The 14,479-nt window shown below is 35.1% G+C and carries 13 protein-coding genes; 5 read left to right on the top strand and 8 right to left on the bottom strand.

Annotated elements, in window-relative coordinates:
• The 3 genes from P8I29_01525 to P8I29_01515 are packed head-to-tail and all read right to left on the bottom strand — an operon-like array spanning window position 1 to window position 2,920.
• Window positions 1-876 (bottom strand): NAD kinase, encoded by an 876-nt coding sequence (locus P8I29_01525; protein ID MDG1916476.1) that lies wholly within the window; start codon window positions 874-876, stop codon window positions 1-3.
• Window positions 877-878: 2 nt separating this feature from the next.
• Window positions 879-2,261: a BamA/TamA family outer membrane protein gene (locus P8I29_01520; protein ID MDG1916475.1), complete on the bottom strand. Its 1,383-nt coding sequence runs from the start codon at window positions 2,259-2,261 to the stop codon at window positions 879-881.
• A complete protein-coding gene (locus P8I29_01515; GenBank protein ID MDG1916474.1) occupies window positions 2,261-2,920 on the bottom strand; it encodes a CBS domain-containing protein in 660 nt (219 codons plus the stop codon). Before P8I29_01515 ends, P8I29_01520 begins: the two co-directional genes overlap by 1 nt.
• A 58-nt stretch (window positions 2,921-2,978) precedes the next feature.
• On the opposite strand from P8I29_01515, the gene P8I29_01510 reads away from it, so the two are divergent.
• Both P8I29_01510 and P8I29_01505 read left to right on the top strand, forming a co-directional pair.
• Window positions 2,979-3,695 carry a pyridoxine 5'-phosphate synthase gene (locus P8I29_01510; protein MDG1916473.1) on the top strand — a complete coding sequence of 239 codons (717 nt, stop codon included), beginning with the start codon at window positions 2,979-2,981 and terminating at the stop codon, window positions 3,693-3,695.
• Entirely contained in the window at window positions 3,692-4,453 is a 762-nt protein-coding gene (locus P8I29_01505) for an alpha/beta fold hydrolase (protein MDG1916472.1), read from the top strand. The genes P8I29_01510 and P8I29_01505 overlap by 4 nt, the downstream gene beginning before the upstream one ends.
• Here the strand turns inward: P8I29_01505 and P8I29_01500 are convergent, their stop codons facing one another.
• From P8I29_01500 to P8I29_01490, 3 genes are all read right to left on the bottom strand, one after another.
• Window positions 4,454-6,730 carry a phospholipase D-like domain-containing protein gene (locus P8I29_01500; GenBank protein MDG1916471.1) on the bottom strand — a complete coding sequence of 759 codons (2,277 nt, stop codon included), beginning with the start codon at window positions 6,728-6,730 and terminating at the stop codon, window positions 4,454-4,456.
• 13 nt (window positions 6,731-6,743) lie between these two features.
• Complete coding sequence (locus tag P8I29_01495; protein MDG1916470.1) at window positions 6,744-9,509, bottom strand: TonB-dependent receptor; 2,766 nt, start codon at window positions 9,507-9,509, stop codon at window positions 6,744-6,746.
• 101 nt (window positions 9,510-9,610) lie between these two features.
• Window positions 9,611-10,519 (bottom strand): lamin tail domain-containing protein, encoded by a 909-nt coding sequence (locus tag P8I29_01490; protein ID MDG1916469.1) that lies wholly within the window; start codon window positions 10,517-10,519, stop codon window positions 9,611-9,613.
• A gap of 178 nt (window positions 10,520-10,697) precedes the next feature.
• On the opposite strand from P8I29_01490, the gene P8I29_01485 reads away from it, so the two are divergent.
• A complete protein-coding gene (locus P8I29_01485; GenBank protein MDG1916468.1) occupies window positions 10,698-11,432 on the top strand; it encodes a polyprenol monophosphomannose synthase in 735 nt (244 codons plus the stop codon).
• A 1-nt stretch (window position 11,433) separates the two neighbouring features.
• On the top strand, window positions 11,434-12,768 hold the full coding sequence (locus P8I29_01480) for a dihydroorotase (GenBank protein ID MDG1916467.1): 1,335 nt from the start codon (window positions 11,434-11,436) through the stop codon (window positions 12,766-12,768).
• A gap of 50 nt (window positions 12,769-12,818) precedes the next feature.
• On the opposite strand, the gene P8I29_01475 is transcribed toward P8I29_01480, so the two are convergent.
• On the bottom strand, window positions 12,819-13,016 hold the full coding sequence (locus tag P8I29_01475; GenBank protein MDG1916466.1) for a hypothetical protein: 198 nt from the start codon (window positions 13,014-13,016) through the stop codon (window positions 12,819-12,821).
• Between the two features lie 78 nt (window positions 13,017-13,094).
• On the opposite strand from P8I29_01475, the gene P8I29_01470 reads away from it, so the two are divergent.
• Entirely contained in the window at window positions 13,095-13,439 is a 345-nt protein-coding gene (locus tag P8I29_01470) for a DUF4296 domain-containing protein (protein MDG1916465.1), read from the top strand.
• On the opposite strand, the gene P8I29_01465 is transcribed toward P8I29_01470, so the two are convergent.
• Window positions 13,429-14,439 carry an NAD-dependent epimerase/dehydratase family protein gene (locus P8I29_01465; GenBank protein ID MDG1916464.1) on the bottom strand — a complete coding sequence of 337 codons (1,011 nt, stop codon included), beginning with the start codon at window positions 14,437-14,439 and terminating at the stop codon, window positions 13,429-13,431. The two genes, P8I29_01470 and P8I29_01465, sit on opposite strands and share 11 nt — an antisense overlap.
• Between the last annotated feature and the right edge of the window lie 40 nt (window positions 14,440-14,479).

Below are 14,479 nucleotides of genomic sequence, written 5' to 3'. Positions count from 1 at the left end.
TTAATTTCTTTTATCCTTACCCCACATGAGTTTTTCTCTAATGGTCGAAATAAAGCTTTGTTTTTCAAATTGTATGAGCTTTACCTTGTAATCGGCTTTACGTATTGTTAGTTCTAATTCGGGACCAATAGCTCGTGAACGACTGTCTAGTGCAACCAGAGCGAGTTCATCCCGTTGTGATACTTTTAAGGTGATTTTCGATTCGTCAGAAACTATTATTGGACGCACATTTAGGTTGTGTGGTGCAATAGGCGTAATGATAAAATTATTTGTGCCAGGCAAAACAATTGGACCACCACAACTTAATGAGTAGCCTGTTGAACCAGTAGGGCTGGAGATAATCAGCCCATCTGCCCAGTAGGTATTTATAAATTCATCATCAAGATAAGCATGTATCCGAATCATCGAAGAGGTATCTTTCTTTAGAACTGTAACTTCGTTTAGAGCAAAGTTGGTTTCACCAAATAGCTTATTGTCGCTTTCTAGCTGTAATAATGTCCTTTCTTTGATAGTGTATTCATCTTTCAATAAATGGTTAATAGCATACTCTATCTGATCTGTAGAAACACTTGATATAAAACCTAATGTACCGGTATTAATCCCTAAAATGGGGATGTCTGAATCTCGAACTAATGTAATTGCCCCAAGTAGTGTGCCATCACCACCAATACTGAGAAGTATATCGGCTTTTTCTTTCAGTTCTTGAGGGGTTTCGAAAGTGTCAAATTCCTTTTTGAAGTTTATGTCAATTAAGTTATCATAAAACTGATTTTCAATAATCAACTTAACATTTTCTTGTTCAAGCTTATTAACTAAGTGTTGAACATATTTAGCTTTGGAGGGGTTAAACTGTGTGCCGAAAAGTGCAATTCTCATTCTTAAAATGGATTTGAAAAATGAATAAATAAGCCCCACTGATTGAGGTGGTTTCTACTGTATTCTAAACGTATGAGTTTATCGTAATAAGTGACAAAATCAAGACTCACTCCTTGACTCATTAAGAATATATTATTCAATTGATTTTCGTCAGGATATTGATTGTCAACTACCGTTCCCATATCAGCAAATATACTGAAGTAAATAGAATAATGTGTCTTTTTGAATTGCTCCATTTTCAAATATGGAATATCTAATTTTTGTTTTGGAACGAGTTCATATTTTAATGCTGTTTTAGACATGGCATAATGTTCTCCATCAAAAACATAGTATTCGTACCCTCTAAGATAATCTTCAAACCCTAAAGATTCGTTTAAAATATAGGGTAGGCTGGTGTTTGTTTGTACTTTCACCTTGATACTATTACCCAGGTGCCACCTTGGTCTAAGGTTAAAATGATTTTCTGTCTTTGCTATAATTTGTAAATTCTTAAAGTCATTTTTTCTGCCTATAAAACCTGAGACTAACACCTCATTGAAAGATCCTTCGGTAGGATATGATATTGAATTTCTCTTTTCATTTTCATAATGATACTCCATTGATGAGAATTCGAACCGGTTAGATTCTACGCCTAGAAAATTGGGATTCAAAGTTTGAATTTCTTGTGGTGTTTCAAATATTGAATGTTTGAGGCTAAGTCTGTGTGTCAGGTTCAAATCTTTTTTATATTGAAGTGAAAATGAGCCGTTCCAATTTCTAAAGCGTTCATCTTCAAATTCTTTGTAAATCAGGGTATTGTCAATAGTTTTATAATGAAATTGTTTCATTCGAAACATTTCTAAGATGATAATTGTACCTAAGGTTTTGGTTTTATTGATGTATGGAATGTCGTATTCAAACAAATAATGTTCTTTATAGCCTTTCCTAAATTTAACTTTCAATATCTCGTTGCGCCCTCTAAAATTATACCAATTTAGAAACACCCCATAATTTAGTCTTGAAAAATCGTTAAAATTAGAGTTCTGAAGGCTGTCCCAGAAGACATTAAAATTACGTTCAGATATTTCTAAAATAGGATAAGGCCAAACATACCACCGCTCAACAACTTTTATGTTTACATCAATTTCATTTTTAGTAAATGATGGTTTGATTTCTATAAAGTTAAATAGCCATTGACTACTAATATTCAATTTGCTTTGATTGAGCTTTTCATTAAACTCTAGTTTAGTAAGGCTATCACCTATTTCAAAAGACAACTCTCTTAAAATAGTAGTTCTTTTGGTTAACTTATTACCTTCAATTTCAATAGAATTGACTCTATAGACGTCTTGCGCAAAAGTGGCAAATGCGGTAACTATTAATAGAAATGTTATGACTAAGCGCATTAGGGGTTGAGGTACCTCATTAATAAATTATATCTATCATCTAGATTGTCTTTGTTTTCAGACTGATTGTAGCTGGCGGCAACAGTGTATTTGTAGCGCTCAAAGGTCTGTATCACAGGGGCAATATCAACAATATTAAGCTTCATAGTGAGCTTCATAATATCTCTATCATCAACATCTGTAATGTAGGCACTGAGTATTCTTGCGCCATTACTTTCTACAATTTGAGCAATTTCACTCATAGCGTATTCTTTTTTATTCATCTCCAAGATGATAACCCCACCACTTTCTTGAATGGCAACAATAGACGCTAAAGAACGGATTAATGACTGGTGAGTAATTGAGCCAATGTAATTGCCGTTCGCCAGCATAGGTAGTAAGCTGAGGTTATACTCATCCATATAGTTGATGACTTCAAAAACATCTTTTCCTAAAGGCATAAAATAGAGCTGAACTTTTTCTTTAATGCTCAACAATTTATTATTCTCATCATGCATTCCCCATATATCATCTTCAGATATTACACCTAAAAGCTCATTATCTGAAACAACAGCTAAATGGGAAAGGTGATACTCTTGCATGATGGTCAATGCTTCAGCACCTGAATTCTGCAGCGTAATAGTTTGTATTTCCTTAGATATGAGTTTTCTTGTAATCATAATAGTTAGCAAACATAGTATTTTTACCTTTGTCCCTATATTATAACATCATCTATTAATGACAAAGTTAAGTGTTAACATTAACAAAATTGCAACAATTCGTAACGCTAGAGGGGGTAATATGCCTAATGTTTTGGATGCAGCAATACAGTGTGAAAAGTTTGGAGCTAACGGAATTACCGTTCATCCTCGGCCCGATGAAAGACATATTACCTATAATGATGTACGTCAAATAGCACCAATTGTTACGACCGAATTCAATATAGAAGGTTATCCTTCAAAAACATTTATCGACTTGGTGAAATCTGTTAAGCCACATCAAGTGACATTAGTGCCCGATGCACCCGATGCCATAACGTCAAATGCGGGGTGGGATACAGTTACTCATCAATCTTTTTTGAAAGCAATTATAGCTGACTTTAAAAATGCTGGTATTCGCACATCTCTATTTGTTGAAGCTGACGCAAAATATATAGAAGGTGCTAAAGCAATTCAAGCCGATAGAATAGAGCTTTATACCGAAAGTTATGCTCAACAATTTGAAGCAAATAAAGAACATGCTGTAAAGCCATTTATAGATTCAGCTATTATGGCACACGATTTGGGCTTAGGGGTTAATGCTGGTCATGACTTGAATTTTGATAATCTCGGTTACTTTGCTGCTCAAGTACCTTTTTTGGATGAGGTTTCTATTGGGCATGCATTGATTTCAGATGCTTTATACTTAGGATTAGAGAGAACCATAGAAAAATATAAAAATTGTTTGAAGAAGTGAAGTTGTATTCTAGAATCATAGGTCAAGGACAGCCTTTATTAATCATTCACGGTTTGTTTGGGATGTCCGATAATTGGCAGTCATTGGCCAAATTATTTGCCGATTACTTTGAAGTTCATCTTATAGATCAAAGAAACCATGGGCGTTCGCCACATGCTGATGATTTTTCTTACGAAGTTTTATCAAACGATTTGTTGTTGTATATAGAGGATAATAAATTGGAAAATTCTATCATCATAGGTCATTCTTTAGGCGGTAAAACAGCTATGCAGTTTGCGGTAAGCCACCCTGAGTTATTAGCCAAATTAGTTGTTGTAGATATTTCTCCTCGTTTTTATCCTATTCATCATGACAAAATTATTGCAGGATTAAAATCACTTGATTTTTCAGAGCTTAAGTCTCGCTCTCAAGCTGATGCAGTTCTATCTGAACATATTGATGAAGTAGATGTTCGTCAATTTCTCTTAAAAAGTATGTATTGGAAAGAAAAAGGTCAGTTGGATTTTCGATTTAATCTAGATTCCATTTCTAAAAATATTGCTAATGTTGGTGAAGCACTTAACGAGCATGTTCGATGTTCAATACCAACTTTATTTATCAAAGGAGGTAGCTCAAATTATATACAAGACCACGATGAAGACCTAATATTTGAGCATTTCACAGATGCTGAAATAGAGACAATTCCTAATGTTGGTCATTGGTTACATGCCGAAAGTCCTCAGTCATTTTTTGAAATGACGGTGCGTTTTTGTCTTTAGTTATTGAACGATAATTTTAATGCGTTCGTTAGCCATTTCAACAAAATAAAATCCTGTTGTGATGTTTTCGTTTATTTCCAATTTATTCATCCCTTTTAGAAGATTCACCTTGTTTTCAACTACAATCTTTCCTTGCAAGTCAGAGATTCTGTATTTTAATGTGGTAGATATTAAACTATTAATCTGAATAGTAAACTTACCTTCATTAGGGTTAGGGTAAACTTGAATATTGCCTTGTACTAATTCATGTATTGATGCAGGAGAACAAACGTATTCGCAAGCTACTAATGATGAATACGTTCCACTTCCGTCCATTGGATCAATACACGCTTCACCAACGCAATTAAATGACGGCTCTACTTGATTTTCTATTTCATTCATTCGTTCATTAAACTCTTGAAAGAACTGATTGGCAATATTAGCATCATGAATAATCATGGTGTTTTCATCATTATTAGTTTCTGCTGCACCTGACCAATTGTGAGAACCGGTAATAACTAATGGGTCTGAATCCGTATTATCGTGGTCAACAATGCAGTATTTATGGTGAAAGCTATCGCCAAATCCTTGATGTGAAATGACATTAACGCCTTCTTCTACTAAAAAATCATATTCTGAACCTTCTGTATTAATTTGTTCGATAATGCCATTTACTTCGACTCCACTTTCATGTTCTTCTGCAATAGTAGTGCCTAGTTGATTATTGGTGAATACTAAGAGAGCAAAATCGATTTCATCATCAGCAGATTTTAATGCATTAGAGATGTTCAAGGTTGTATTGTCAGTAGGAGAAAAATAAACTTCAAAATCGTTGCCGTTCACTATAAAATGATGTGGAGTATTATTAGTTTTATTGCTTCCAAACTTTGCGTTTTCATCGTCAGGTTCATTGCCATCAGAACCCCACATTTCATTGAATTCTAATTCATAAGTTCTAGCTACGGACTGGTCCTGCACCATAATGATATGGTTAGGGTCATCAAAAATCTGACTAGAAGTCCAGTTTGTTGAGCCAGAAAGCACCCATGCACTATCTGCTACATCAGCATCAATCACAATAAATTTATTGTGCATAATTCCCATTCCTTCAGGGCGTTCAATTCGTGGAATATTGCTGTTTAGAGTTCCTAAAGCAGCTGTCGTTGTTGATTCGCAAGTGATATACCTTACTCTAACTCCTCTTTCGTAGGCATCATTAATAGCGTTAGCAATCATGTTGTCCGAGTGGTTATAAACGGCAATATCAAGTGTAGAATCTGCTTTATCAATGTAAGCTTTAATGCTATCGTTGGTAAATACACCCGAGAATTGAGCATTTTCAATTGTTGCTACTGTTGTGTCAACGGGATTATTGAAACACACTCTTATTTTTCCAGAAGATGTTGATTGAGTAGCAAAAGCAAATACAGCGGAATATGCACTATCGCTGCCCTCATAGGATAATGCTTGAACATAATATATACTTCCTGCCTCAAGATTATCTAAAGAAATAGCATGATTAAAAACATAACCACTATCAGAATTTACAGTGCCTAGTTCAAGGTCTGTTGTTAGTCCGTAACTTAATTCTGAAGCAGCAATACTATTAGTTGTAAAATTTACGATAAAGCTTGTAGTAGTGATATCACTTTGTGTCAATGGTGAATTGTAACAAATGCCACCGCTGAATTCAAAATCATTTTCGTCTCTTACCAGTAACTGATAGCCATCAAATCCAGTAAATGAATATTGCGATGATATAGCAGTCAGTTTAACTGGGCAAGAAGGGATTAGAGTATTTTCTATATCACAATCAGCCTTTACATAAATCATTCCGTTCTGACCTCCTACACTAAAATTGTGTATTCCAACACTAAACAGTTGACCAGAATTTTCAAACACTACATTTTCAATACTTACAAGCTCGGATTCTGTCTCCTCTCCAATTGAATTTGGAGTAATGGTTTGAGGTGTAATACTGTATCCATTACCATGATTAATAAGGTTGCTAACTGGCTGAATTTCAAGTAGACCATTATAGTCAACTAGTATGCCAGTAACTGTAATGCTATCGCCTCTATTAACACCTTCTGTGTTTTCGGGGTCATAGATTGCAATTCCAGCAGTTCCATCTTCAATATAGCGGATGGGACTTCCTAGTTCGTCGCCATTTGTTACGACTCCACTTATAGTTACTTCAGAATTTTCAGCTTGTTGTCGAGCTGTGGCAATATCCATTTGAGCAAATACGCTTGTTTGACAAATAATAGCAGCACATAGTAAAAATATATTTTTCATAATAAGATGTTAGTTAAAATGTAAGTTTTGCAGATAGGTTTATTCGTCTGCCCATACCAAAAAATACCCCTGCTGATTTAGCATCAAATTCAGAGTAATCAGCATTATAGGAGTCGTTGTTTTGTGCATCAGAAATATAAACTTCGTTAAGCGCATTCAAGACACTTATACGGAAATTTATTTTTGTCTTTTTATTGAGTTTTAGGGTGTAACCAGCGTGAAAATCTACTAAGGAGTATGAAGGTATTTTCCATGATTCACGTCTAGCGTTTTCACCGTCTAATGATAGTGGGTCAAAGTCTGAATAGTAATCGTCAAAATAAGTGCCTCTTACTTTAAGATAAATATGGTCAAGAGGTTCGTAACGAATACTCATACCAAACTGAGTTTGTGCAGCATCACCTACATGAACACCTACAGCATCAAAAGATTCTACAACCTCATTTCCAAAATCATCAATTACAGCGTTATTGTTATCGTCATAGAATCTAACACTATCTTTAGATTGCCATGTCCAGTCTCCCAGTGACATCAAGCCTTCGATGGTTAATTTGTCGTTGAGTTTGTATGCCAAGTCCATTTCGATACCTTTGTGCAAGGCATCCATACCGTTGATATTGGCCTTTATAGGCTCATCATCTAGCATAATAGTTACTCCACCATTGGAGGGTTTGTTTTCCCAACGAGTGTAATAACCGTTTAAGTTAGCAGAAAATGAAGTCGAGCGATAGGAATAACCTCCTTCAACGGCTTTTACTATTTCGTTTTCAATATCTCGATATAGGTTATTTGAATAATCGTAGATATTATTAAAGCGAGGCGCTTTAGAGATGTATCCAATATTGAAAAAGACATTGTTGTTGAAGTCAATGTTGTAATTAGCACCCATTTTAACAGTCATTCCTCTTATCCACTTCCATGAGGTTTCAGCTCTTTGAGCTTCCGCCGAATTCATCGTGTATGCTACACCATTATGAATAATAGTGTCTTCTTTCATACTTTTTACAGCTCCAATGATATTACCGGCTTCATCATACACGATTTCTGTTAACACAGAAGTTCCTAAAGCTTCTACATAAGTGGTGTCATCTAAAATAAGGTCTTTCTTTTTAAAGTAGTCAATTCTTTTGTAAGCAGAGTTTGAGCCTGATAGGTTTAAAAATGCACTTAATTTATCATTGCTATATTCAAGTTGAGTGAATAGACCAGACCATTTTACGATGCCATCATTATGATAACCAACTCTATCACCGACTCTTTTGATTTGACTTTCTTGTAGTAAATTATTGCCTTCATCAATAGCATAGTCGCCACCTAATAAGTCGTAAACTTCTCTGTAATGCTCTCCTTTATAATAACGTAAATCTACCCCTCCTGAAAGGGTAATAGGATTGCTGAGTTGATAGTTTAATGTCGATAAGGCGCCATACCAATAATGGTTATTTCTTGAACTTAACAAATAAGTATCTGATGCTTTTTCAGTTGAACTATAAAGTGGGTTGATGTTAGTATGGTTGAAATTATAAGCGTCTTGAAAATTGTATTGCCCATTAGAGTCTAGATTGTTTGTGTTACCACTAAGATTTGTCCCCCCACCATTTCCAATTGATACGTAGGCAATGTTTGAGACGTAAAATTTATCACTTACGGCCCAAAAGTCACGAAGTGAAAATTGAGGTTTGTGGTAATAATTTTTCTTTGAGTTTAATGTTTCTGTGTTCGAAATAGTGTCACCATTTGCGTCAAGCTCCCAACGGTTTAAATTTCCCCAATGTTTGTTGTAGTTAATTCCTTTATTAGAGTAATCACCAAACAAAGTATCGTTTATACCTAAGTCGTTTGCATACTCGCTGGAGTATGTTGCGATATCGCTTTTATACGAACGTTGTCCGTGCTGTTGTGGTGCGCCAAGTGCCGATAAGCTAAGTGTATGTTTACCTAAACTCTTCTGTACTTTAGCGTAATAAAAGAAACCTTCACTAAAAGTCTCTTCAACAAAACCTCTTCCTCTTTTATACGATCCTGCAAAGGTAAACCCCCATCCATTCTTTAGTTTTCCCGAGTTGTAGCCAAGCGAGGTCCTCAGTTTACCATAAGAATCAACTTCTTGTTTGAAGCTGCCACCCTTACGACTCTCAATACCTTTAGTGAGTAAATTCATTGTGCCGCCAACCGATGGGATAGCTATTTTAGAAGCACCAAGTCCTCGTTGAACTTGAATATTGCTAGTTACTGCATCTAAACCAAACCAATTGGACCAATACACCCAACCGTTTTCCATATCATTAACAGGAATACCATCAATCATAACAGCTACATTACGTTGATTAAACCCTCTAATTGTAATTCGAGCATCACCATCACCACCACCTTGCTGTGTAGCATAAACGCCAGGGGTAGAGTTTAGCACCATAGGTATGTCTTGTGAAGCCAACTCTTCGTTAATCTTTTTGAGAGGTATGGTAGAAAAAGCGACAGGCGTTTTTCTATCAATAGCCACATCGGCAACAACTTGTACTTCATTTAGAAGAATAGTATTCAGTTTGACATCTAACTTTATGGGTTTGCCATTGAGAGTCAATTTTTTGACTACTTTTTCATAACCAACGTATGAGATAGTGATTTCTAAAGATTTCTCGCTGGAAACAAATGCAAATTTACCATCAAAATCACTAATAATTCCTTTTCCGTTGTAGGCTATTGTTGCTCCAAAAAGAGGGTCGTTTGTAGTATTGTCTGTAACGGTGCCGCTTACACGTGTCTGTGCTAAAGCTCCCATTATTGATGCAAAACAAAACAATAATATGAGTTGGAGTTTCATTGAATTTAAATAAAAAAAAAGTGCTGATAGTTTTCTATCAGCACTTTAAATTAATAGTTTTAGTTTATGACAATAGAGCTGGTCTTGACGCTATTATCATCAAAGATAATGGACAAGCTGTAAAATCCACTGTTTAAGTTCTGAGTGTAGATGTAAGCTTGAAGATTAGAATTTGAATAGTTGATTTCAACTTTTTGACCAAGAGCGTTGAATAGTTCGAAAGTTCTAATTGATTTGTTAGCACTAATGTTAATCGTTTGATTATTCGTTGCAGGGTTAGGATACAACACAAAAGAAGTTGAGTTTTCATCAATTGATGTAGAACCAGATGAACAGTCGCAAGTATGAGAGCCAAGCTGTGTCCATGTATTGATAGACAATGAATCCCATTCAGCAGAAGGGTCGAAAAGAATAGGGCTGCTTGTAACACCAGACTTCACACTTGCCTTTCTGATAAGAGTGTGGTTTTTTGTCCACCAAGCACCACCATTGGCATCAGTAAAACCTGCTGTTGCATCATCTGTCCAAGCATCACCAGGATCCTCGCCAATTTTTCCAATAATGTCAACGATAGTTCCATTTTTAGAAAGTGTCATGGCATCATTTCCATTCATGTATAATGGAGACGGGTAAACAGGAGCCCATTGATCGGCCATGTTGTAAAGTTCAACCATAATATAACCAAACTCATTAGTTGAATTAGTGTCAGAATTGGTAACTATCCAGGTTTCTCCTGCGCCAATTGATCCTGACAAATTCATTTCGTCAGAAACTTCAGCAGAGCCATTAGAATAGCGGCCAATTGTATAGCTACTTAAATCTATTGCCTCACTAGTAGGGTTATAGATTTCTACAGCTTTATTGTTAGAAGAGCCTTCTACATATTCTGAAAAGAAAAGCTCTGAACAGTCTTGAGCAACAAGAGTAAAAGTAGAAAGTGTTAGAATAAAAGATAAAATTGATTTCATAAATGTTGATGTTTGTTAAGTGCTTCAAATTTAGTTTAAATTTCTATTATTTAAAGTAGAAATTGTATGCTTTTATAAAATTAACTTTTTTTTCATATTAAAGAGGATTTTTTTACGTTATTATGCAATTAATATTAAACCAACAAATTATTTATATTTACCAACTATAAATCATCTTATGTCAGATAGTTTAGTCATAATACCTACTTACAACGAAAAGGAAAATATTGAGCGAATAGTTCGAAAAGTTTTTTCGCTTAGTCACTCGTTTGATATTTTAATAGTTGATGATGGCTCACCTGACGGCACTGCTGATATTATTAAAAACCTTCAAAAAGAATTTAATGGACTTTACATACAAGAGCGTAGTGGTAAGTTAGGTCTAGGGACTGCTTATATTCATGGTTTTAAATGGGCTTTAAAAAAAGACTATCAGTTTATTTTTGAGATGGATGCCGATTTCTCGCATGATCCGGATGATTTGTTACGATTGTACGATGCTTGTAAAAACAATGGTAAAGATTTAGCTATAGGTTCACGCTATACTAACGGTGTTAATATTGTGAACTGGCCAATGAGTAGATTGTTGATGTCATTTTTTGCTTCAAAGTATGTCAAATTTATAACAGGCCTTCCTGTGAATGACTCTACTGCAGGTTTTATTTGCTACAGACGTCAAGTTTTAGAAATTATCGATTTAGCAAATATTAGGTTTGTAGGTTATGCCTTTCAAATAGAAATGAAATTCAAAACATGGAAGTCTGGCTTTGATATATTTGAAGTGCCTGTAATTTTTACGGATAGAAAAGAAGGTCATTCAAAAATGGACACCTCTATTTTCTTTGAAGCGTTCATTGGAGTTATACAATTGAAAATTATCAGTTTATTTACCAAATTCAAACAAAAGTCATAGAATGTCAAGCACTTTAATTCGAAATGCTAATTTGATTAATGAGGGTCAGATTATTCAAGCAGACCTATTAATCAAAGAAGGTGTAATTGCCAAAATAGCAACATCGATTGATGAACAAGCCGATCACGTCATAGATGCAAAGGGTAAATACCTTATGCCTGGTGTTATTGACGATCAGGTTCACTTTAGAGAGCCTGGCCTGACTCATAAAGCAGAATTATATACTGAATCTAAAGCAGCTGTGGCTGGTGGTATCACTTCCTTTATGGAAATGCCAAATACTAAGCCACAGACCCTTACCCAAGAACTTTTAGAACAGAAATACCAAAGAGCTAAAGAAGTATCACTAGCTAATTACTCCTTTTTTATGGGTGCTTCTAATGATAATTTGGAAGAAGTTTTAAAAACTGACCCAAAGACTGTTGGTGCAATCAAAATATTTATGGGTTCATCAACGGGAAACATGCTAGTAGATGACAAAAGTGTCTTAGAGAATATTTTCGAAAAATCGAAAATGTTAATAGCAGTTCATTGTGAAGATGAAGCTACCATACAAAAAAACACAGCTCATTATAAATCCATTTATGGTGAAGATGTTCCCATTGAACTTCATCCAAAGATAAGAAGCGATGAGGCATGTTATAAATCGTCTTCAATGGCAATAGAATTGGCCAAAAAGCACAATACTCGACTTCATGTATTTCACCTGTCGACGGCAAAAGAGATGGAACTGTTTAGAAACGACATTCCGTTAGAAGAAAAACGCATAACCGCTGAAGTATGTATTCATCATTTATGGTTTGACGATAGCCAATATGCCGAAAAAGGAACGCATATCAAGTGGAACCCTGCGGTGAAAAGTGCTTCTGATAGAGATGCTGTATTTGAGGCTCTTTTAAATGATCGGATAGATGTTATTGCTACTGACCATGCACCGCATACATTAGAAGAAAAGAATAACACTTACTTTAACGCTCCCTCGGGAGGCCCCCTTGTTCAACACGCTTTAGTCGCAATGTTGGAATTTTATCATCAAGGCAAAATAAGTTTAGAAAAAATTGTAGAAAAAATGTGCCATGCACCTGCTATCTGTTTTCAAGTTCAAGGTAGGGGTTTTTTAAGAGAAGGCTACGCCGCCGATTTAGTGCTTATTGATCTTGATAGTGAGTGGCAAGTACAAAAAGAAAACATACTCTATAAATGTGCTTGGTCGCCTTTTGAAGGGACAACGTTTAAATCTAGAGTTAGCCATACTTTTGTTAATGGACATTTAGCCTATTATGAAAGTCAATTTGATGAATCTATAAAAGGGCAAAGATTACTATTTGATAGATAACAAAAAAGAGGCTAAAAAGCCTCTTTTTATGTTTAGAATTAAGAATAATTCTACTCTGCAGCTTCTTCTTCAGTTGCTGTTGAGTCCATCTCAGCTTCTTCAGCAACAACTTCAACAGTGTCTTCAGCTGTAACTTCTTCAGCAACAACTTCAACTTTTTCTTCAGTTGTAGCTTCTTCAGAAGCAGGAGAACCACAAGCTACTAAGCCCATGAAAGCAATCGCTAAAACGTAAATTAAATTTTTCATTGTGTATGGTTTTAAAATTAAAATCACAACAAAGATAGTTTATATATGTTTATCATTTAAGATGATTAACTTTGAAGTATGAAAAATTTAATTTTGATTGTTGTTGTTACGATCTTATTCTCTTGTTCTAATCCAGTAGAATTTAATTCAAAAGGTGTTATCTCGGCAGATGAAATGGTGAAAATATTGACTAGCAGACAGCTCGTTGTTTCTGAGTTAAATACATTTCAATATCAAGGGAGTTTTTCAGAGAATCATGTAGATTCTTTACTAGCAAGTTCCTATGTGACATTAGGCTATTCAGAGGAGGATTTCAAAACAAGTTGGGATTATTATACCAGCAACGGCAGTGAAGACCTTCTTTTGATTTATGATAAGGTGTTGCAAGAATTACAGTTATTGGAGGAGAAGTCTAAGAATTAGTGTGTTCGTCTAAGAACCATTTGCTATATCTTTTGATACTATTTGATATAGGTATAAATGTATAATTCAATGCGGTTACTATTTTTTGGTTAGAAAAGCTTTTGTTTTTCATAGCTGTATTTGCTGTTTCTTTAGTCACTAATGGGCTTTTATTAGTGAAAATGGATTTAAGCCATTCTACACGCCATGCGACTTCTTTTAAAAAAGGGGTAACCTTTATGTGTGGTTTTGGTTTATTTAAGTTTTCTGCAATTTCATCGAAAATATCCCTATACTTCATCTGTTCAGAATTTAATATAAAACGTTCGTTGACAATATCACTTTTCAATAGTTTTATTAAGCATTCTGCAACATCCAACACATCAACATATCCGGTGCTACCGGTACTATAAAATTTTAAGCCACTCCACACTTTTTCAAACATTTGTGAGCTGCCCTTTGTCCAATCGCCTGGTCCTAATATAACGGATGGATTTACAATTATAGAATCCAAGCCCTCTTCAACACCTCGCCAAACCTCTTGCTCAGAAAGATATTTGCTAATAGCGTATTGAGTATTTACTTTACCTTCTCTCCAATAATCCTCTTCTGTCCTAGTTTTATTTTCTTCGGCACTTCCTAGAGTAGCAATAGAGCTGACGTAACCTAATTTTTGGATGTTCTGCGACAGGCATACATTGACAATATTAGCTGTTCCTTCCACATTCTGCTTCATCATTTGATCAAAATGTTTTGGATTGAAAGAAACAATAGCGGCACAATGAATGACCATATTACAGTCTTTCATGCCTTCTTCCAACGAGAATATATCCATCAGATCGCCATCTATCCATTCAATAGAGTTCAATAAATTCCTTTTTTTATAGTGTGAAAAAATATTTTCAACGACAGCTAAAGAGCTTTTTTGCCTTTTTAAAGCTTTTACTTTTTGTCCATTTTCGGTTAACTTTAGGAGTATGTGTGCTCCAACTAAACCTGTACCACCTGTTAAAAATATCATCTTGAACAAAGGTAGATAAAAAATAGCCCCAATTTTTTAC

It is taken from the genome of Flavobacteriales bacterium, from assembly GCA_029248105.1.
In the GTDB taxonomy this organism is placed as follows: Bacteria; Bacteroidota; Bacteroidia; order Flavobacteriales; family UBA7312; genus UBA8444.
The sequence above is the reverse complement of the archived record's forward strand: the minus strand, read 5'-3'. Positions and strand labels throughout refer to the sequence as shown.

Bases quoted from the DNA above. Each gene is read 5' to 3' on its own strand.
- P8I29_01470 (MDG1916465.1), top strand. From the start codon at position 13,095: ATGAAAAATTTAATTTTGATTGTTGTTGTTACGATCTTATTCTCTTGT.
- P8I29_01480 (MDG1916467.1), top strand. From the start codon at position 11,434: ATGTCAAGCACTTTAATTCGAAATGCTAATTTGATTAATGAGGGTCAG.
- P8I29_01525 (MDG1916476.1), bottom strand. From the start codon at position 876: ATGAGAATTGCACTTTTCGGCACACAGTTTAACCCCTCCAAAGCTAAA.
- P8I29_01510 (MDG1916473.1), top strand. From the start codon at position 2,979: ATGACAAAGTTAAGTGTTAACATTAACAAAATTGCAACAATTCGTAAC.
- P8I29_01500 (MDG1916471.1), bottom strand. From the start codon at position 6,730: ATGAAAAATATATTTTTACTATGTGCTGCTATTATTTGTCAAACAAGC.
- P8I29_01485 (MDG1916468.1), top strand. From the start codon at position 10,698: ATGTCAGATAGTTTAGTCATAATACCTACTTACAACGAAAAGGAAAAT.
- P8I29_01495 (MDG1916470.1), bottom strand. From the start codon at position 9,509: ATGGGAGCTTTAGCACAGACACGTGTAAGCGGCACCGTTACAGACAAT.
- P8I29_01465 (MDG1916464.1), bottom strand. From the start codon at position 14,439: ATGATATTTTTAACAGGTGGTACAGGTTTAGTTGGAGCACACATACTC.
- P8I29_01520 (MDG1916475.1), bottom strand. From the start codon at position 2,261: ATGCGCTTAGTCATAACATTTCTATTAATAGTTACCGCATTTGCCACT.
- P8I29_01515 (MDG1916474.1), bottom strand. From the start codon at position 2,920: ATGATTACAAGAAAACTCATATCTAAGGAAATACAAACTATTACGCTG.
- P8I29_01490 (MDG1916469.1), bottom strand. From the start codon at position 10,519: ATGAAATCAATTTTATCTTTTATTCTAACACTTTCTACTTTTACTCTT.
- P8I29_01475 (MDG1916466.1), bottom strand. From the start codon at position 13,016: ATGAAAAATTTAATTTACGTTTTAGCGATTGCTTTCATGGGCTTAGTA.